16 protein-coding genes and 1 pseudogene are annotated in these 19638 nt (G+C 38.2%); 4 read left to right on the plus strand and 13 right to left on the minus strand.

Features of this window, described 5'->3' with window-relative positions; translation table 11 throughout:
* On the minus strand, positions 1-208 hold a 208-nt coding region (locus GZ63_RS0105700), incomplete at its 3' end, for a transposase (RefSeq protein ID WP_029267727.1).
* 134 nt (positions 209-342) lie between these two features.
* Between GZ63_RS0105700 and GZ63_RS18595 the strand changes: the two genes are divergently transcribed.
* From GZ63_RS18595 to GZ63_RS0105710, 3 genes are all read left to right on the plus strand, one after another.
* Positions 343-477 carry a hypothetical protein gene (locus GZ63_RS18595; RefSeq protein ID WP_264175924.1) on the plus strand — a complete coding sequence of 45 codons (135 nt, stop codon included), beginning with the start codon at positions 343-345 and terminating at the stop codon, positions 475-477.
* Positions 474-932 (plus strand): tyrosine-type recombinase/integrase, encoded by a 459-nt coding sequence (locus GZ63_RS16440; protein ID WP_264175925.1) that lies wholly within the window; start codon positions 474-476, stop codon positions 930-932. Before GZ63_RS18595 ends, GZ63_RS16440 begins: the two co-directional genes overlap by 4 nt.
* A gap of 91 nt (positions 933-1023) precedes the next feature.
* Positions 1024-1209, plus strand: coding sequence for a hypothetical protein (locus GZ63_RS0105710; RefSeq protein WP_029267729.1), 186 nt, complete (start codon positions 1024-1026; stop codon positions 1207-1209).
* A 371-nt stretch (positions 1210-1580) separates the two neighbouring features.
* On the opposite strand, the pseudogene GZ63_RS16445 reads toward GZ63_RS0105710, so the two are convergent.
* From GZ63_RS16445 to GZ63_RS0105750, 8 genes and pseudogenes are all read right to left on the minus strand, one after another.
* Positions 1581-2243, minus strand: a pseudogene (locus GZ63_RS16445) (transposase).
* A 462-nt stretch (positions 2244-2705) separates the two neighbouring features.
* Positions 2706-4091 carry a 23S rRNA (uracil(1939)-C(5))-methyltransferase RlmD gene (gene rlmD / locus GZ63_RS0105720; protein ID WP_029267731.1) on the minus strand — a complete coding sequence of 462 codons (1386 nt, stop codon included), beginning with the start codon at positions 4089-4091 and terminating at the stop codon, positions 2706-2708.
* Positions 4092-4183: 92 nt separating this feature from the next.
* The gene (locus GZ63_RS0105725; protein ID WP_029267734.1) at positions 4184-5092 is read right to left on the minus strand and encodes a diacylglycerol kinase; all 909 of its coding nucleotides are present in this window, start codon (positions 5090-5092) and stop codon (positions 4184-4186) included.
* Positions 5093-5280: 188 nt separating this feature from the next.
* Complete coding sequence (gatB, locus tag GZ63_RS0105730; protein ID WP_029267736.1) at positions 5281-6711, minus strand: Asp-tRNA(Asn)/Glu-tRNA(Gln) amidotransferase subunit GatB; 1431 nt, start codon at positions 6709-6711, stop codon at positions 5281-5283.
* A complete protein-coding gene (gatA, locus tag GZ63_RS0105735) occupies positions 6708-8177 on the minus strand; it encodes an Asp-tRNA(Asn)/Glu-tRNA(Gln) amidotransferase subunit GatA (protein ID WP_029267739.1) in 1470 nt (489 codons plus the stop codon). The genes gatB and gatA overlap by 4 nt, the downstream gene beginning before the upstream one ends.
* Before the next feature lie 12 nt (positions 8178-8189).
* On the minus strand, positions 8190-8480 hold the full coding sequence (gene gatC / locus GZ63_RS0105740; protein WP_029267741.1) for an Asp-tRNA(Asn)/Glu-tRNA(Gln) amidotransferase subunit GatC: 291 nt from the start codon (positions 8478-8480) through the stop codon (positions 8190-8192).
* 252 nt (positions 8481-8732) lie between these two features.
* Positions 8733-10283, minus strand: coding sequence for an L-glutamate gamma-semialdehyde dehydrogenase (pruA, locus tag GZ63_RS0105745; RefSeq protein WP_029267743.1), 1551 nt, complete (start codon positions 10281-10283; stop codon positions 8733-8735).
* Positions 10284-10375: 92 nt separating this feature from the next.
* Complete coding sequence (locus tag GZ63_RS0105750) at positions 10376-11755, minus strand: sigma-54 interaction domain-containing protein (protein ID WP_051681405.1); 1380 nt, start codon at positions 11753-11755, stop codon at positions 10376-10378.
* Between the two features lie 263 nt (positions 11756-12018).
* Here GZ63_RS0105750 and GZ63_RS0105755 point away from each other — a divergent pair, with 263 nt between their 5' ends.
* Positions 12019-12924 (plus strand): proline dehydrogenase family protein, encoded by a 906-nt coding sequence (locus tag GZ63_RS0105755; protein WP_029267747.1) that lies wholly within the window; start codon positions 12019-12021, stop codon positions 12922-12924.
* 58 nt (positions 12925-12982) lie between these two features.
* Here GZ63_RS0105755 and GZ63_RS0105760 read toward each other — a convergent pair whose 3' ends face one another.
* The 4 genes from GZ63_RS0105760 to GZ63_RS0105775 are packed head-to-tail and all read right to left on the minus strand — an operon-like array spanning position 12983 to position 19147.
* The gene (locus tag GZ63_RS0105760) at positions 12983-14206 is read right to left on the minus strand and encodes a CamS family sex pheromone protein (protein ID WP_029267749.1); all 1224 of its coding nucleotides are present in this window, start codon (positions 14204-14206) and stop codon (positions 12983-12985) included.
* Positions 14207-14212: 6 nt separating this feature from the next.
* On the minus strand, positions 14213-16216 hold the full coding sequence (ligA, locus tag GZ63_RS0105765; protein ID WP_029267751.1) for an NAD-dependent DNA ligase LigA: 2004 nt from the start codon (positions 16214-16216) through the stop codon (positions 14213-14215).
* 14 nt (positions 16217-16230) lie between these two features.
* Positions 16231-18453: a DNA helicase PcrA gene (gene pcrA, locus GZ63_RS0105770; protein ID WP_029267753.1), complete on the minus strand. Its 2223-nt coding sequence runs from the start codon at positions 18451-18453 to the stop codon at positions 16231-16233.
* Between the two features lie 13 nt (positions 18454-18466).
* The gene (locus GZ63_RS0105775) at positions 18467-19147 is read right to left on the minus strand and encodes a heptaprenylglyceryl phosphate synthase (protein ID WP_038220997.1); all 681 of its coding nucleotides are present in this window, start codon (positions 19145-19147) and stop codon (positions 18467-18469) included.
* Positions 19148-19638: the final 491 nt, after the last annotated feature.

The following is a 19638-nucleotide window of genomic DNA, read 5'->3' on the forward strand; positions in this document are numbered from 1 at the left end:
TGATTAATTCTTCCTGTTCAGGAGTTCGATTGTCCTTTTCTTCAAACGATCCAGAATCCTTGTGTTGGCGAATCCACTTATCAAAGGCAGAAGACGTTAGCTCGTATTCTTTGATAATTTCGCTCCTAGGTTTTCCGGAAGCATGAAGCTTAACAATTTGTTCTTTAAATTCTTTTGAGAAGGTTCTTCGTTTTCTTTTGTTGGCCATTTTTGATTCTCCTCCGACTTTTCTTGAACCAAGTTTATATGACCTTAACGAATCTGTCTAATTAAGTGTAGCCTATCCAGTATGATTATATTATATAATTTGTTGTATTAGTACATAGAAAAGAAGGGATTCATATGACAGAATCAACTGAAATATACAATGTGCAGCCACTGCGGACTCGGGAAGAAATTGAAGAAATGAAAGTGGCATCAAACGTGGCAATAAAGGCGTACCGAAACGCCCGGAACTGGCCGAAAGAGATGTATTGATCTTTCTGATCGGGATCAATACCGGTCTCCGGGTAAATGATTTGGTACAACTGAAAGTCGGCGACGTGAAAAATAAGGACGTGTTTTCCATTCGGGAAGGAAAAACGAATAAAAAGCGTGAAATTAATGTAGGGATGCTGCAGAAGGAAATCGAGCGCTTTACAGAAGGTAAGCGCCCCGATGAATTCCTATTTCAAAGTCAGAAAGGAACAAGCCCCATCACAACAACGCAAGTCTATCGCATTTTGGATGATGCAGCTGATTTTATGGGCCGTGATGATGTAGGAACGCATACCATGCGCAAAACATTCGGGTACCATCACTATAAACAATTTAAAGACGTGGCCATTCTTCAAGAGATTTTTAATCATGCGGCCCCGAGTATCACACGCCGTTATATCGGCATTCGGCAAGACGAGATCAATGAATCATTGAATGATTTTAGATTAGGGTGAAGCAATTCCTAGAAGAAATAAAGCGATTAATTTGTATGTTATTTATACCGCAAACGGACCATTTAGTTGCAGAATTTAAGGAGGTGACAACTTGATTAATATATCAAAAGCATTTATTTATGTAATTGCAGGCTTACTTACAGGGATCATAATTGTGAGTACAATCCGAAATGGAGAAATAAATTGGGGTCTAATCGGTGTTACAACAGCTTTATCTATTTTAACATTTCTTGCTACTTTGCTTATACGTTACGAGATAAAAAAGAATAGTTATTAAATTAACGAGGCGCAATTGCGGAATAATAAAACATCCTAAAGGCGGGGATTGCCATTAAGGCAATCCTTTTATATAAAAAGAAGTGATCAGCCGGGTTTATTTAGGCTAAAAAGTGAAGAGTTTTTAAAAATGATGATGGTCGCCCGAAATTGGCATTCAACTTTGAACAGCTGAAAAGATTTAAGTGAGGTAAAAAGTGCGCAATAACTCTAAAATAAAGGTTATCGCGCACTTTTGTTTTGCGCTATATTACGCTTTTATCGTTGTTTTTTCTTAAAGCTATTTTTGATCTGGGTATGCACAAACTCGACACAACCCCAACACAACTGAAAAAATAATGGCTATCGGGCTTGTCAACTAAAGTGTGTAAGTTATTCTAAATACTTTAACACACGATCTTTCAAGCGGTCATGAACGAGCAGCTGGTTCATCACCATCGCCCAGTTTTGGATATGGCCACCTTCCCATTTATTTTCGAGTTCTTGCACCCGTAAAAACAATACTTTTAGAAGAGCGTTCTCGTTAGGGAAGGCTCCTTTTTTCGTTACCTTTCTGAAGCTTGAATGGATGCTTTCCACCGCATTTGTTGTGTACATTATTTTGCGAATGGAGCTTCCGTAATCGTATAACTGTTCGACATGACTAAAATTTCTTGCCCATACATCTATGGCACCTGGATAGGCAGTCCATTGCTGCTTAAAGGAGTCAAAGGCACTCTGGCATGCCTTCAGGCTTGGTGCACTGTATACTTTCTTTAACGCTTTGGTGAACGATTTATAATCTTTGCTTGGCACATACTCAACGCCTCTGGCCTTGATTTCATCGAAGATCTGCATCCACTTATGCTTGCCTTAACAGTCTTTTGTCCGTAACCTTTCCTTCTGTTTCCAGTTGTTTTTTCTTTTTTTGTTGGACTGATAGCCCAAATGCGTATTGATTTCCTCCTTGAGCATGGATTCGAACATCGGCCCAAATATCTCTTTCAGTGCATTTTGCATATCTTCAACTGATTCTGGCTGATACGCTTCAATAATCTTTTTGGCTAATTCTTCGGAGTTGTACCACCAAAATAAACATCCCCCAAATCCTCCCCCTCAAACCCGCATTCCACCGTCCAGATTAAAATAAAGTTTACCTACAGAATCCCTATTTTTCCACTTTTTCGCATCAAAAATGCACGTTTTTTCACCTATTTTCCTGCTATTTTTTCACCTTTTTTTCGATTTTAAAATAAAGTTCTCTCAAATAACAGAAGGGAGAATATTGGAGAGAAGAGAACAAAGAAGAAGCTAGAAGATCGAACCATATTGAACCAGAACAGGGTTATAAACTATGAAAAGATTTTGAATTGTATTGAAAAAAGCATAAAAAATCCCGGGTTCCTATTGAAGAAAACCCGAGAGATTATTGGTTCAGACCCCAAAATCGGAAATGTTTATTTTAACGAAATTGGGGTGTGAGTCGGTAATGTTTATTTTAAATGAGAGATTTATGTTTTAATTAGACACTTTCCTTACGAGTAGTGAACAGCACTCCACATGCCCTGTCTGCGGGAACATATCCACCGGCTGCACTTCTTGTGTAGCATATCCGCCATCTTCCAGGATGCGTAAGTCGCGTGCTAGTGTGGATGGATTACAGGATACATAAACGATTCGCTTCGGCATCATGTTTATCATTGCCTTTAATAATTCCTCATCACAACCTTTTCGTGGTGGGTCAACAACGATCACATCTGGTTTTAACCCTTGTGCTGTCCACCAGGGCATCACTTTTTCTGCTTCGCCAACATAAAACGCTGCGTTTGTGATGCCGTTTATTTTTGCATTTTTCTTTGCATCGCTAATAGCTTCAGGAACGACTTCTACACCGTATACTTTCTTCGCTTTTTGTGCCAGAAATAGAGAAATGGTTCCAATCCCACAATATGCATCAATAACGACATCATTGTGATCTATATTGGCATACTCCAATGCTTGCTTATAAAGTTTTTCTGTTTGCGGAGGATTTACCTGATAAAATGATTTTGCAGATATTGCAAATTTAATATCGCCTATCATGTCGTAAATATACTCTTCTCCCCATAGGAGTTTCACTTTCTTGCCCAAAATAACATTGGTGCGTTCGTCATTAATATTTTGGATAATGGATTTCACGTGCGGATATGTCTCTGTAAGTTCCTTGATCAATTCCTTCTTATGCGGAAGTTCTTGTGTACGTGTTACTAAGACTATCATCGTTTCATTGGTTTTTTGTCCTGTTCTGACCATGACGTGCCGTAATACACCACGATGCGTTTTTTCATCATATGCTTTAATTCCAAGACTGCTTGCAATACGGCGAACCGCTTCAATTGATCGGTCATTCACCTCGTCTTGGACAACACAGGTTTCCATATCCTCAATAATGCGATGGCTTCGCTTTTGATAAAATCCGGTAATCAGTTCTCCGTCTTTCTCGCCAACAGGTATGGATACTTTATTACGATATCTCCATGGATCTTCCATACCGATGACCGGGTGAACGGGGATATGATCAAGATGAGCGATTTTGCGCATAACGTTTTTGACTTGATCTCGTTTCATTTTTAGCTGCATATCATAACTCATATGCTGTAGTTGGCAGCCCCCGCATTTATGATATACATTGCACGGCGCTTTTACGCGATCTGGGCTTGGCTTGTGGACTTTAAGCAATTTGCCAAAAGCAAAGTTTTTATTCACCTTTACCACTTTGACAGATGCAGCTTCACCTGGTAAAGCATAGGGGACAAAAAGTGGATAGCCATTTATCTTGCCAACACCGTTTCCTTCGTGTGTAAGATCCTCAAATGTGAGTGTGATTGTTTCATTCTTTTTTACAGGTGCTGTTTGCTTAGCCATTTTTATCTTCCTTTTCGACTTATGTATATGGTATTATCTTACCATAATTCTTGGGATATACGCATGTACACACAAAAAAGATAGCCTCACGTTCAGCTATCTTCCTTATTTATAAAAATATCCGGTACACAAAATTCAATGTGCTGTCTGAGATTTTTAAATTCTCCTGGTAGCATACCACCGAATTCACCATCAATGTTTAATTGCATTTTATCTTTAGGTGTTACTCTTACTCTCTTTGCCTGAGCATAAATAACACTTTTATCATCTAAATGGGCACCTCTAAGTGCTAATGTAGCAATACGAATAAATTCAGCCAGATTTGTTTTGCGCAAAATGATTAAATCAAAGTAGCCATCATCAAATTTTGCATCTGGAGCTAGTTTTTCGAAACCTCCGACAGAGTTTGTGTTTGACACTAAAAATAACATGATATCTTCATTAATAATGTTGTCATCATATTCAATTCTCACTTCAGTTGGTTTTAAAGATGGCAACATCTCGATTCCCTTTATATAGTAAGCAAGCTGTCCGAGCATTGTTTTTAATTTGCTCGGTACTTCATAAGTTAACTCTGTAAGTTTACCTCCGCCTGCTATGTTCATAAAATAGTGTTCGTTTACTTTACCTATATCAAGAGGCATAGACTGTCCTTCAACAATAATATCAACAGCTTTTTTTATATCCCGAGGTATGAGCAGCGCTCTCGCGAAGTCATTCGTTGTACCTACTGGAATAATACCAAGCTTTGGTCTAACATCTTGTCCTGCGATTCCATTGATGACTTCATTAATTGTTCCATCACCACCAGCAGCAACCACCAGATCATAGCGACATTCTGCAGCCCACTTAGCTGCTTCAATTGCATCACCTTCACTTGTTGTTGCGTGTGTGGACGTTACATAGCCGGCTACCTCGAATCGTTCTAATACATTCGCCAAATCTTTTTTAAATATTTCCCGTCCAGATGTTGGGTTGTAAATAATTCGTGCTTTTTTCATCTTATTCCCTCCCCACTTCTTCAAGAACTACTTCAGGGTCGTTTGTTGTAGATACTACTCATAGATGACTCCACACAAAGACTATCATAGCCCGTTTCATACTATTGAAAAGCGGAGTTCTATTATTCAATATGAAGGCTACTACCTGATGCAGTAGTAGCCTTATATCTTCAAACTTGTTATGAATATTACCTTTTTTCTATTTCTTCTTTAAGGATTTTATTAACCATTGGCGGGTTTGCTTGTCCTTTGGTTGCTTTCATAACTTGTCCTACTAAGAATCCTAATGCACGGCCTTTACCATTCTTATAATCAGAAACGGATTGTTCATTGGCATCTAAGACTTCTGTAATAATTTCCTTTAATTGTCCTTCATCAGAAATTTGAACGAGACCTTTATCCTTCACTATTTTCTCAGGATCGCCGCCTGTTTCTACTAATTCAGCAAATACCTTTTTTGCAATTTTAGATGAAATCGTCCCGTCTTCAATAAGTTGTATCATTTTTGCCAGCGATTCTGGAGTAATAGCTAAATCATGTAACTCTTTTGTGTGTTTATTCATGTAACCTGAAATATCGCCCATTAACCAGTTTGATGCTTGTTTTTTATCTGCTCCAGCTTCAACGGTTTCTTCAAAGAAGTCAGCCATTTGTTTGGAACCAGTTAATACATTTGCGTCATATTCGGATAATCCAAAATCTTCCATGTACCTTTTCTTACGTGCATCCGGAAGCTCTGGGATTTGACTGCGGATGCGTTCTTTCCATGCATCATCAATGTATAATGGCACAATATCCGGATCCGGAAAAACGCGGTAATCATTTGCAACATCTTTATAGCGCATTAAGAACGTCTCTTTCGTTTTTTCATCATAACGACGTGTTTGTAGAAAGTTTTCCTCACCAGCTAATAGCACTTTCTCTTGTCGTTTTTCTTCAAATTCCAGCCCTTTTTCTACAAAAGCAAAAGAGTTCAAGTTTTTTAATTCCGTTTTCGTGCCATATTCTTCTTGACCAATTGGCCGTAAAGAGATATTTGCATCACAACGAAGGGATCCTTCTTCCATTTTACAGTCTGAAACACCTGTATATTGGATAATGTTCTTCAGTTTATCCAGGTATGCATATGCCTCAGCAGGAGAACTGATATCTGGTTCTGAAACAATTTCAATCAATGGTGTACCTTGGCGATTAAAATCAACTAATGAATAACCATCATCACCATGTGTTAATTTCCCTGCATCTTCCTCCAGATGGATACGAGTAATGCCGATACGCTTTTGTTTTCCATTTACTTCTATGTCAATCCAGCCGTGCTGGCCAATTGGTTTATCATCTTGAGAGATTTGATAAGCTTTCGGCATATCTGGATAATAATAGTTTTTACGGTCAAAATTTGTATCTGTTGCAATCTCACAGTTCAGTGCCATTGCTGCTTTTATTGCGTAGTTAACAGCTTCCTCGTTTATTAAAGGAAGTGTTCCCGGATATGCTAAATCAATCGGGTTCATGTTAACGTTCGGTTCATCACCAAACGCATTTGGACTTGGACTGAATACTTTTGACTTCGTTTTAAGTTCAACGTGTACTTCAAGACCTATGACTGTTTCAAAATTCATTCCTTTTCACCTCCAAGTTCCGGACGTTTTGTATGGTGATCTGTAGCTTGCTCATAAGCATGTGCTGCGCGATAAACGGTGCTCTCATCAAAGTGCTTCCCGATAATTTGCAGACCAAGTGGAAGCCCTTCTTCTGAAAAACCACATGGCAGGGAAATACCAGGTACTCCTGCCAAGTTAACTGGAATGGTTAGCACATCATTCATATACATCGTTAGCGGGTTTTCTGTTTTTTCACCAAGTTTAAATGCTGGCGTTGGCGTTGTTGGTCCAATGATTACATCATAGTTTTCAAAAATATCCTCAAAGTCTCTTTTAATTAATGTTCGTACCTTTTGGGCTTTTTGAAAGTGGGTGTCATGATAACCAGCACTAAGTGTAATGGAACCAAGCATAATACGGCGTTTTACTTCTTCACCAAAACCTTCACTTCGGGATAGCTTGTACATATCGATCATATTATCTGCATTTTTTGAACGCTCTCCGTAGCGAACTCCGTCATAACGTGCTAGTGCTGTAGATCCTTCTGCAGAAGATAGCAAGTAATACGCAGCTACTGCATATTTTGAATGTGGTAGGGATACTTCTTCCCATGTTGCTCCAAGTGATTCGTATACCTTCAATGCGTCCATAACCGCATTTTTCACTTCCGGCGCGACACCTTCACCCAAGTATTCCTTTGGAACAGCAATTTTCAGACCTTTTATACCATCTGCTAATTTTTCTGTATACGCTGGCACATCTTTATTCACCGTAGTCATGTCCATTTTATCGGACCCGGCAATCACTTCGAGTACACGTGCATTATCTTCGACTGTATTGGTAATTGGGCCGATTTGATCCATGGATGATGCGAACGCAACTAAACCGAAGCGTGACACAAGTCCATATGTAGGTTTCATCCCAACGACACCACAAAATGCTGCTGGCTGGCGTATCGATCCGCCTGTATCAGACCCTAAAGCAAATTTAATTTGACCAGATGCTACTGCTGCAGCTGGACCTCCGCTTGACCCACCAGGTACATAATCCGTATTCCATGGATTGCGCGTTGTTTGGAAGCTTGATTTTTCGTTTGAAGATCCCATGGCAAATTCATCCATGTTTAACTTTCCTATTATAACTGCTTTTTCTTCATTTAATTTTTCAACAACAGTCGCATTAAATAACGGCTCATCGAAGTTTTTTAACATTTGACTTCCTGCAGTAGTTCGTAAATTTTTGGTCATAATATTATCTTTCATACCGTTTGGAATTCCGAATAGACGCTTTGATTTATCTGCATCAGTGTCGAGTTCCTTTGCTTGCACTTGTGCATTCTCTTCATTTAGCGTTAAAAACGCTTGTATTTGATCATCAACCTCTTTAATACGATTATAGGAAGTATCAACCAAGTCCTGAACAGTAATTTCCTTATTATGTAACTTCTCTTCTAATTCTTTAATACTATGATCAAATAATGACATTGTTTTCCCTCCTTACTCTAAAATTGATGGTACTCGAACTTGTCCACTATCTTGATCAGGAGCATTTTTTAATGCTTCTTCTTGTGTTATCCATTTTGTCGGCTCATCTTTGCGCATGACATCTTTGACATCATTTCCATGTGTGGTTGGTTTAACATTTTCTGTATCTAATTCATTTAATTGATCTGCATATTTCATAAATTCATTTAATTGACTTGTTAAAAGCTCTGTTTCTTCCTCTGAAATCGTAAGTCTTATCAAATCGGCTGTACGTTCTACTTGCTCTTTCGTAATCTCTGCCATCACTTCCACACCTCCATCTATTTTGAAAAGCCTCATTTATAGTATCTTAAAAGATGTTTCTCAAATAGTTCATTTATTTCCTAATGACTTATCTATTATACCTTTTTTAGAAAGTAAAAAATACTTTCAGGCACTATTGATAATAGCAGAATTAGACTGTTCTAGGCAACTAATCAGAAAAATTTTTTGGGAAAATAAACAGGGACAGTCCCTCACCGCTTTAAAACGGTGAGGGACTGTCCTCCCAAAAATTTACAATATTTCTGAAACGGTTTTTGCTTCAAGGAAATTCAACAGGTAATCTGGTCCGCCTGCTTTAGCGTTTGTCCCGGACATTTTAAACCCGCCGAATGGATGATAGCCGACGATTGCTGCTGTACATCCACGGTTGAAATACAAATTCCCAACATGAAACGCATACCTTGCCTTATTTAGATGTGCTCGATTATTGGAAATGACAGCCCCTGTCAAGCCATAGTTCGTGTTGTTGGCAATTTCCAGCAATGCGTCGAAGTTTTTGGCTTTTGCAAATCCGACAACAGGGCCGAAGATTTCTTCTTGCATAATGGTTGCCTCAGGGTCAACATTTTCAAATATTGTCGGATAGATATAATATCCTTTAGAATCATCTGGATCTCCTCCAAATACGAGTTCGCCTTCCTTTTTTCCGATTTCAATATAATTTTTGATTTTGTCGAATTGCTTCTGATTGATGACACCGCCAAGAAAATAATCCTCGGTTGCAACATCCCCAACTGTCATTTTCTCAGCATAAGCAACAGTCTTTTTCAACACCTCATCATACACATCTTCATGAATAATAGCCCTTGAACATGCGGAACATTTTTGACCTTGAAAAGCAAATGCAGAATTAGCAATCGATTCAGCAGCTAAGTCAAGATCTGCATCATCATCAACGATAATCGTATCTTTTCCACCCATTTCAGCAACGACACGTTTGAGGAAATTTTGACCTTCCTGAACTACTGCTGCCCGTTCAATTATTCGTGTACCAGTATCTCTTGAGCCAGTAAAGTTAATAAAATGGGTACGCGGGTGATCAACTAAGTAGTCACCAATCTCTCCTGGATCTCCCGGCAGAAAGTTGATTACTCCTTTTGGAAGACCAGCCTCTTCAAGCACTTCAATTAATTTGTATGCAATAACCGGTGTGTTTTCCGATGGTTTCAGGAGTACGGGATTTCCTGCGACAATCGGACCAACGGTCGTTCCACATACAATAGCGAACGCAAAGTTCCATGGCGGAATCGTCACACCTGGGCCTATTGGCTGATAAAAATAGGAATTATCTTCAAAGCTCCGTTCGTTTATTTTCTTTCCTTTGCCAAGTTCAATCATTTGCCGGCCGTAGTATTCAAGAAAGTCGATCGCTTCAGCTGTATCTGCATCAGACTGCCCCCATGGCTTTCCAGCTTCATACGACATCATGGCAGAGAATTCATGTTTTCTGCGCCGAACAATTGCAGCTGTTTTAAAAAGTACTCCTGCTCGTTCTTCAGCAGTCCACTCTCTCCATGTTTTAAATGCCTCATATGCCGCATCCATTGCCTGATCAACATGTTCTTTTTTCGCCTTGGAAACCCTTCCAATTAATTGTGATATATTCGAGGGGTTATAGGATTCTAGTTTGTCATCAGTATAAATGCGCTTACCACCTATTACAAGTGGATACTCTTTTCCTAAATCCACCCTGCGTATTCTACTTAAAGCATCTTTATATTGCTGATGATTTTCTGGATTAGTAAAATCTGTAAATGGTTCATGCTTATATGAAACTACCATGTTAAAAACCTCCCGAATCGTTTTATATTCTATAAAGCCATTCCCTCCATCTATATGCAATTAACATGCCAATTAATTAAAACTAAATTTTTCTATATTGGAATCTCATATTCTCTCATTTTTTTATACAAACTCACCCTTGAAATCCCTAATATTTTTGCTGCGGCACTCTTATTGCCATATGTTTCAACAAGTGCTTCTTTAATCTTAGTCTTTTCCATTGCCGCTTTATCTTGTTGCAATAAACCTACATTTTCCTTCCTTACTACATGTGTATTGCTTACTGGGAAAATATCTATAATATCCTGTGGTGCTATGATCTCTTTTTCATTGAATAATATAATTCTTTCAACGATGTTACGTAATTCGCGGATATTGCCAGGCCACCTGTAATCCTTAAACATGAGCAGCGTACTTTCTAAAAGCCTCGGAACCTGCTTTTGATGTTTGATGGAAAATTCCTGCATGAAATGATCTACTAAGATTGGGATATCACCTAATCGTTCACGCAGAGGCGGGGCAACGATTACTACTACACTTAATCGATAGTATAAATCATCCCTGAATTTCCCCTCTTTTACCATCTTTTTTAGATCACTATTTGTTGCAGCTATGATTCGCACGTTCACGTTACTTGGTTTATTGCTTCCTATTGGATAGACTTCTTTTTCCTGCAGTACACGCAGTAATTTTACTTGCATGTCAAGAGGAAGAGAACCGATTTCATCTAAAAATAAAGTACCGCCATCCGCAAGCTCAATCTTTCCTTTTTTCCCTTCCTTGGAAGCACCAGTAAAAGCACCTCTGGCATAACCAAATAATTCACTTTCAAAAAGTGACTCAGGAATGGCACCACAGTTGATGGGGATAAATGGTTTGTTGTTTCTTAAACTTGCTTCATGAATACCCTGGGAGAAAAGTTCTTTTCCTACTCCACTTTCCCCTTGTATTAAAACCGTTGCATTTGTGCGCGCTACCTTCAGAGCTAAATCTTTCGCTTTTTTAGTGGGAGCGCTTTCACCTTTGATATCAGAAAACGGACCTGTTTGATTTTGAATGTTTGCTTGTTGTTTTACTTTTTGTAATTCAATTGTTGTTGATGACAATTTTTCATTTAATTTAACTACATTGGTAACATCGTCTTCAATGGAAATAGCGCCGATTAATCCACCATGATCATTATAAATAGGAGAAGAATTAATTAATACATGTTTGTCAGGGAGGGGTTCATGATGAACATTGCAAACAGCTTCCTCTGTTTCTAATATTTCAAGTAACTTCAAATCTTGCTTTCTAAAGAAATCTTCAATATTTTTTCCGATGATTTCATCTTTAGAAATCCCATAAATCCGCTCTGCATGTGTATTCCAAAACATCACTTCCTTTTTTGAGCTGACAATCGCAATCGCATCCGAACTTGTTTCCAATAACGCGGTTAAATAATAGATCGCATCGCTTAATTTTGTATTCATTTCATCCCTCCTGCCTGTAAATTGTGTTCATTTTGTTTACAACTTTACAGAAGTGTACTTAAAGTAGACATTTTCTTCATTATAAACAATATACGGAATTGATTCAATTTTGTTTAATTTCCATCTTTATGAATTGAGCCAGCTACAATTGGCACGATTTTTGCATAATATACGATAAAAGGGTTATTTTTCTATAAATGAAAGCGCTTTTATAAGGCCATTTTATGATCGTTTAGGAAGTTTACCAAATAGGAGGGATATTCATGAGTTTGACCAGAGACTTTTTCATTTCGCTATCTCAAAATAGGCTATTAAATAAAGGAGCTAAGCGGTGGGGACTTAGACTTGGTGCCTCGAAGGTTGTTGCTGGAACAGATATGGACAGTGCGATGAAGACCATTCAAAAACTGAATGATTTAGGCATTGCTTGCACGTTAGATAACTTAGGTGAATTCGTCGTTCAAAAAGAGGAAGCATTGAAAGCAAAACAAAAGATTATCAAAACATTACATGCCATTAACGAAAATCAAGTAGATTCACATGTTTCTATAAAGTTAACGCAAATTGGACTGGACATCGAACGCAACTTTTGCTTGGAAAATATGAGGGATATCATGGATGTTGCCAAGGAACTTGATATTTTTATTAATATTGATATGGAAGATTATGCCCATTACGAGCAAACACTGGATATATTAAAAACGCTATTGAATGATTTTGATAATGTGGGTACAGTGATTCAATCCTATTTACACCAGGCTGAAAAGGACATTCTGGACTTCAAAGGTGTGCGTTTACGAATTGTAAAAGGAGCCTATAAAGAAAATGAAGATATAGCATTACAAGATAAAAATGCTATTGACAAAAATTTTTTAAAATTAATCAAAACCCATTTGCTTAATAATAGTTTTACTTCAATAGCAACGCATGATCACCATATTATTAAGGATATTAAAGAATTTGTGCAAGAAAACAATATATCGAAAGACTTGTTTGAGTTTCAAATGCTTTATGGATTTCGATCTGATTTACAGAAGCAACTGGTAAAAGAGGGTTATGCATTTTGTACGTATGTACCTTTTGGCGAAGATTGGTATGGGTACTTTATGAGAAGACTAGCAGAGCGGCCGCAAAACTTAAATCTCATATTTAAAGGAATCTTTTCTTAGCATAACGAAGGCTTTCTGCACGTATGCAGAAAGCCTTCATTACAAATGCTTGCCAATTTTAGTGAAAAATATGAACGATCGGTTCTTTTTTTCCAGACTCCCGATAAATAACGCTTTCTATTTGATCACTTGAGGTTATTTTAACCTCAAGATCATAATAATCAGGAAACATTTCCTTGATGAGTCCAAATGTATACTGTGTAAAACCGACAATTTCACTTTCTCCATTAAATTCGATTGGTATCTCAATACTCAGTTTTCTTAATTCTTTATCCACATATAGACCTTCACCAATAACGCCTACGTAGTTAGGAAAATATTCGGCAATATCTTTACCAAAACTGCTAACTATTTCAGCATCATCATAGTACGCTTCTTTTGCACGATCTGATGGGAATAAAACGTATTCTTCTTTTATAGACTTCCATTTACCAATCGAGTTTTCTCCTTCTGGAACAGTTGTTTTAGCCACAAAATTCCCTGGAACTGGAGAACCTTGTTTTGCCTCTCTATACAAGGAGATCATAATTGGCACATTTTCCAGCCCGTCAATTTTCCTGAGGCGTTTGAGCACACGTTCAGCAATTTTATTCCCTTGCTTTTCCATTTCCTCTTTTGATATGTCTTCATAATAATAGGGTCCACCTGTCTCGGTTTGATAGCGATAGACAGATTTCATGGAAAGACCTATTGATATACCCGCTAATTTAACGGAATTATCCTCTTTCTTCTTTAAGTAATTTTGTTCAACGATATGAGAGAGGTATTTCGGGTTATCCTGATGCGCGTTTTTATCAGAATCATCTTCTATAGAAGGGTTTAATCCTTGTTGTAAGTCTTTTTTTATTTTTTCCTCATCTACTTCTTTTCCGGCCTCTTCCAAATTTTCCTTCTGTTCTTTTACTTCCTTTTTTAGTTGATCCTTCGTCAGCGTTCTCCCGAGCCAATTATAAACCATTTCCTCTGTTAAATACTGACCTTCTTCATAGTAATATTTATCTGGATCAAAAACTTCTTTGGAATGACGCCTTAATCCATTCTCCACTTCATCAATATCAAGGCGATTTGCTACTTGATTTACAATAACTCCTCGTGCTTTACTCGGTCTAAAGGGCAGAACCATTTTATAATCATCTTTGGATAATTGATAACTTGGCACAATTGTTGAGGTTTTTTTCGATGATTTTTCATCCTTTTTAACAACTTCATCTTCTTTCTCATTTGGTGCACACCCTGAAAATAAAAGAAGGATACACATGAGATAGACGATTATTTTTTTCATGACTATTTACTCCTTCATATCAATGGCTTCCATTAGTTGTTGCTCATTCCATATTGAAATGCCTAACTCCAGGGCTTTTTTATGTTTTGAACCTGCATCTTCACCTGCAATAACGATGTCTGTTTTTTTGCTTACACTACCTGTAACAGAACCTCCCATTGCCTCAATCTTTTCTTTTGCCTCAGAGCGGGTTAACTTTTCCATTTTTCCTGTTAGTACAATTGTCTTCCCTGCAAAAACAGTACCTTCATTCGATTTCTGAGGTCCATTGTATTGCATATTGACGTTTAATTCCTTTAGGTCTTCCAGGAGTGCAATCACTTTTTCCTCTGAAAAGTACTGCACAATAGCGTCCGCCATTTTTTCACCAATTTCATCGATCACAATCAACTCATCATAGCTTGCACGCTGCAATCGACCCATTGTTTTGAAATGACTTGCTAATATTTTTGCTGCTTTACTTCCAATAAAACGAATACCTAATCCGAAAAGAAGTTTTTCCAGCGAATTTTCTTTCGATACCTCAATCGCACGTAATAAATTGCTTACAGATTTCTCTCCCATTCGTTCCAATTGAAGTAATTCTTCTCGTTCAAGACGATAAATATCTGCAATGGTGTGGATTAGATTTTCCCTGAAGAGTTGTATAATTACTTTTTCACCCAAGCCATCTATATTCATTGCGTCTCGGGAAACAAAATGGATGAGGCTTTCTTTCACCTGTGCCGGACAATTTGGGTTAATGCAACGTAATGCAACCTCTTCATCTAAGCGAACTAATTCATTGCCGCAGGCCGGACAGTGTTTTGGCATGAAGAATTGCTGTTCCTCCCCTGTTCGTTTTTCGTTAACTACACGAACAACTTTTGGAATGATATCCCCAGCTTTCTTTATGACAACAGTATCTCCTATCCGGATATCTTGTTCATGGATTAAGTCTTCATTATGCAAGGAGGCACGCTGAACAGTTGTTCCTGCGATTCTGACGGAATCTAAGATTGCAGTAGGTGTCACAACGCCTGTACGACCTACGCTTAATTCAATGTCTTGGAGCTTCGTTATCGCTTCTTCTGCAGGAAATTTATAAGCAATAGCCCACCTGGGAGTCTTTGCAGTAAAACCTAATTCTTCCTGTTGCGTTAGATTATCAACCTTTACCACAATCCCATCTATTTCGTAGTCTAAATGAGGTCGTTCGTTTGTCCAGTAATTGACATATTCAATCACTTCTTCAATTGTTGCGCACTTTTTCCATTCTGGATTTGTTTTTAAACCAAGTTCTTTTAAATAGTGCAGACGTTCACTATGCGAACTTAGTGCCCCTGCTTCCCATTCGCCCACACCGTATAAAAAGGTATCCAAGTTACGGGTAGCTGCAATTTTTGGGTCTAATTGACGTAGTGATCCTGCTGCAGCATTTCTGGGATTAGCAAACGGTTCTTCGTTATTTGCTTGTTTCGCTTTGTTCAGCGCTAAAAATGATCGATGTGGCATAAATGCTTCTCCACGTACCTCGATTGTTTCTTTTTCCTTAATGGATAGTGGGATACTCCGAATCGTTCTTAAATTACTTGTAATATCCTCACCGGTTGTCCCATCACCACGTGTTGCACCTCGGGTAAATTTACCATTTTCATATGTCAGTGACACCGCCAAACCATCTATTTTCAGCTCACAAACATAGGACACGGGCTGATCCGTCTCACGTGTTACACGACGGTCAAAATCACGTAAATCCGCTTCATTAAATGCATTTCCTAAACTAAGCATTGGTATATGATGCTGCACCTTCTGAAATGCATCAAGTGGCTCTGCACCAACGCGCTGGGTTGGTGAATCAGAAGTAATAAGCTCAGGATGCGCCTTTTCCAACTTCTTTAGCTCTTGCAGCTTTTGGTCATATTCTGCGTCAGGTACACTCGGTCTATCAAGTACGTAATACTCATACCCATATTGATTTAATATTTCACGTAAAGCATTAATCCTATCTTGAACCTGTTGATTTCCCACTTGACAAAGGCCTCCTACTGTTTCGTAATTGGAGCAAATTTAGCTAGTACCCGCTTTATCCCTGTTGGTGCTGGAAATGCAATGTCCAGTTCCATTGATTCTCCTTCTCCTTGAGCCTTTACAACTGTTCCAACGCCCCATTTTTTATGCACTGCCTTATCGCCAGGCATCCATGTTTCTGAATCTGCTCCGGTTGTTTGCTGTATTTTCTGCGCTTTTCGTTTCTTCGCGAAAGAAGGCTTTTCTTGAGGCTGTGCGAATGAGCCAAATGTTGTCGCTTTCGCTTGCTCCATTCCTTCGATTAGATCTTCCGGTATTTCATGAATAAAACGGCTTATTGGGTTCATGTTTGTTTTTCCGTATAATGTGCGCATTTTTGCATGCGTTACATAAAGCTCACGTTCAGCTCTTGTTATTCCCACATATGCAAGCCTACGCTCTTCTTCCATTTCTTCTTCATCCATCATCGAACGGCTATGCGGGAAAACATTTTCTTCCATGCCGATTAAAAAGATGATAGGAAATTCTAGCCCTTTTGCAGCATGTAACGTCATAAGCGTAACCTTCTCTTCATTTTGCATAACCTCATCGTCCACACGATCAATATCTGCGATTAAGGCAAGGTCTGTCAAAAAAGCCATTAGTGTTTTATCGTCTTCATTTGCTGCCTCAAAATCTTGCGTAACAGTCATAAACTCTTCCAAGTTTTCCAAACGGCTTTGTGATTCAAGACTCTGTTCTCTTTTGAGCATCTCTTCATATCCAGTCCGCTTTAATACAGCTTCTACCATATCTGTAGCTGTTAAAAACTCTTGCTGCTGTGTTAATGTACGAATAAGCGTTTCAAATTCAACAAGAGCCATCGCTGCCTTTTTGGTTACGCCTGTGAAATCCACTTCCTTGACGGCATCATAAAATGAAATATCATGTTCCGTTGCATAGGCACGTAATCGATCGATCGATGTTTTTCCAATACCTCGCTTCGGTTCGTTAACAATCCGTTCAAAGCTTAAATCATCATGTGGATTCATAATGAGGCGAAGATATGCGATCATATCCTTTATTTCTTTACGCTCATAGAATTTCGTGCCCCCAACCATCTGATAAGCTATGGTAGATTTCATTAATTTATCCTCAATCGCCCGTGATTGAGCATTTGTTCGATATAATATTGCAATGTCATTCGGTGAATATCCTTCTTCACTTATAAGATGATGCAATTTATCTGTTACAAAAAGCGCCTCTTCTTGTTCTGTCGTTCCCTGGTAATATTTTATCTTTTTACCGTCTGTATTTTCCGTCCATAAATTCTTTGGTTTTCGACCTGTGTTACGTGCAATCACTTGGTTTGCAGCTTCTAGAATTGACTTGGTGGAACGATAGTTTTGTTCTAAGAAAACCGTTTTGGCACTAGAATAATCTTTTTCAAAAGAAAGAATGTTAGCAATATCCGCTCCACGCCAGCGATAAATAGACTGATCCGAGTCACCAACAACACAAAGGTTTTGATAGCGATTTGCCAATTGCTTGATGAGATAATACTGGGCATGATTTGTATCCTGATATTCATCAACATGAATATATTGAAACCTATGCTGGTAATATTTCAGTACTTCCGGAACACGCTTAAATAAATGGATCGTTTGCATGATTAAATCATCAAAATCAAGCGATTGATTTTTCCGGATTACCTTTTGATACGCTTCGTAAATTTGTCCAACTTGCCGTTCAAAAAAATTACCAACATTATTGTTATATTCCTCTGGCGTAATTAATTGATTTTTCGCCGCACTAATTTGTCCTAGCATTGCACGCGGGTCAAATTTTTTCGGATTGATATTTAAGCTTTTCAACACTTGTTTAACCACGGATAACTGATCACTGCTGTCTAAAATAGTGAAACTGCGATTATATCCGATGCGATCAATATCCCTTCTTAAAATACGCACACACATCGAGTGGAACGTGGACACCCAAATCTGATCGCTATTCGTTCCAACCAGCTTATGAACACGGTCCTTCATTTCTCGTGCAGCTTTATTTGTAAATGTAATCGCGAGGATATTTCTCGGCGCAATGTCCTTTTCACGAAGTAAATATGCAATCCGATGTGTAAGCACACGAGTTTTCCCACTGCCTGCTCCTGCCATTATTAGCAGAGGACCATCTGTATGTTTAACCGCCTGTTTTTGTTCTTTATTTAGTCCTTGCAATAAGTCACCCATTGTTTGACTCACAACACCCACCACCTTATTCAATATCTTTAACAGCTTTAACTGTTTTTAATGCATCTTTAAAATTAGTATAAATACTGTTACCAACAATAATAACGTCTGCATGTTCTTTCATTTCTCTTGCTTGGGATCGATGTTCAATGCCGCCTCCATAAAAAAGCAACGTATTTTCCAGTTCATTGCTCACTGTCTCTACCAAATTGACGTCGCCATAGGTACCACTGTACTCCATGTAGAAGATTGGTAAATGAAAGACATGTTCGGCCATATGGGCATAAGCGATAACATCATCATCGTCCGGTAGATAACTATCCGTATGTGAAAAAGCCTTTGCTTGTTCATTTAAAATACAATATCCTTCAATGAAAATTTCATCCCAATTCATCATATCTTTATATTGTTTAATAGCTTGGTGTTGAATGTCCATCATCCATTTTTTGTCTTTACTGTTCATAACCATTGGAATCAGATAGTAATCAAATCCAGGTGTGATTGCCTCCATCGTAGAAATTTCAAGGATACATGAAACCGTATATCGTCTAATTCGCGATAATAAGTCCAACACACCGTCTAATGTTACATTGTCTGTTCCACCAACAATGATAGCGTCTGTTCCTGATTCGCACAACTGCTCTAAATGCTCATCCGATATCTCTTTCGCCGGATCTAATTTAAATACATGTTTCCATTCTTTCATTGTATTGTACACAGTCTATAATCCTCCAATATCATTCTCCATTTGTTTATTATAGCAAATATTGTTCTATGAATTTAGGGTTAACTGAGATTTAATTTGATAATGTACATTTATACCGTTTTCATGCACCAGCCAATGAATCGAGTAGGTGACTAGCCATTAATTGGATAGTCGACCTCTCACACCACCGTATGTGTTCCGTATACGGCGGTTCAGTAGTTTGAGTGTGCTTTCTCGAAGAGTATGGTTAAATCTTTGTAGCCTACTCTTTCGAGAATTTTATTTGTAATGGTTCTGTGAAGAATGTAACTGTTGGCTATTCTCCAATGTCCTTTACGAGTATTAGCCCACTCCCATGCTTTCTGGGGTGGGATTCCGAGTTTTATAAGGCTATGGTATTTGGTTTTCACTTTCTTCCCCCTCGTATAATATGTTTAGTCTTAAATATTTTCTTATTAATTATTTTCAATCTACCTAATAACACTTTGAGC

It is taken from the genome of Virgibacillus alimentarius, from assembly GCF_000709085.1.
GTDB classification, from domain to species: domain Bacteria; phylum Bacillota; class Bacilli; order Bacillales; family Amphibacillaceae; genus Virgibacillus_B; species Virgibacillus_B alimentarius.

Bases quoted from the DNA above. Each gene is read 5' to 3' on its own strand.
- GZ63_RS18595 (WP_264175924.1), top strand. From the start codon at position 343: ATGACAGAATCAACTGAAATATACAATGTGCAGCCACTGCGGACTCGG.
- rlmD (WP_029267731.1), bottom strand. From the start codon at position 4,091: ATGGCTAAGCAAACAGCACCTGTAAAAAAGAATGAAACAATCACACTC.
- GZ63_RS0105725 (WP_029267734.1), bottom strand. From the start codon at position 5,092: ATGAAAAAAGCACGAATTATTTACAACCCAACATCTGGACGGGAAATA.
- gatB (WP_029267736.1), bottom strand. From the start codon at position 6,711: ATGAATTTTGAAACAGTCATAGGTCTTGAAGTACACGTTGAACTTAAA.
- gatA (WP_029267739.1), bottom strand. From the start codon at position 8,177: ATGTCATTATTTGATCATAGTATTAAAGAATTAGAAGAGAAGTTACAT.
- gatC (WP_029267741.1), bottom strand. From the start codon at position 8,480: ATGGCAGAGATTACGAAAGAGCAAGTAGAACGTACAGCCGATTTGATA.
- pruA (WP_029267743.1), bottom strand. From the start codon at position 10,283: ATGGTAGTTTCATATAAGCATGAACCATTTACAGATTTTACTAATCCA.
- GZ63_RS0105750 (WP_051681405.1), bottom strand. From the start codon at position 11,755: ATGAATACAAAATTAAGCGATGCGATCTATTATTTAACCGCGTTATTG.
- GZ63_RS0105755 (WP_029267747.1), top strand. From the start codon at position 12,019: ATGAGTTTGACCAGAGACTTTTTCATTTCGCTATCTCAAAATAGGCTA.
- GZ63_RS0105760 (WP_029267749.1), bottom strand. From the start codon at position 14,206: ATGAAAAAAATAATCGTCTATCTCATGTGTATCCTTCTTTTATTTTCA.
- GZ63_RS0105775 (WP_038220997.1), bottom strand. From the start codon at position 19,147: ATGAAAGAATGGAAACATGTATTTAAATTAGATCCGGCGAAAGAGATA.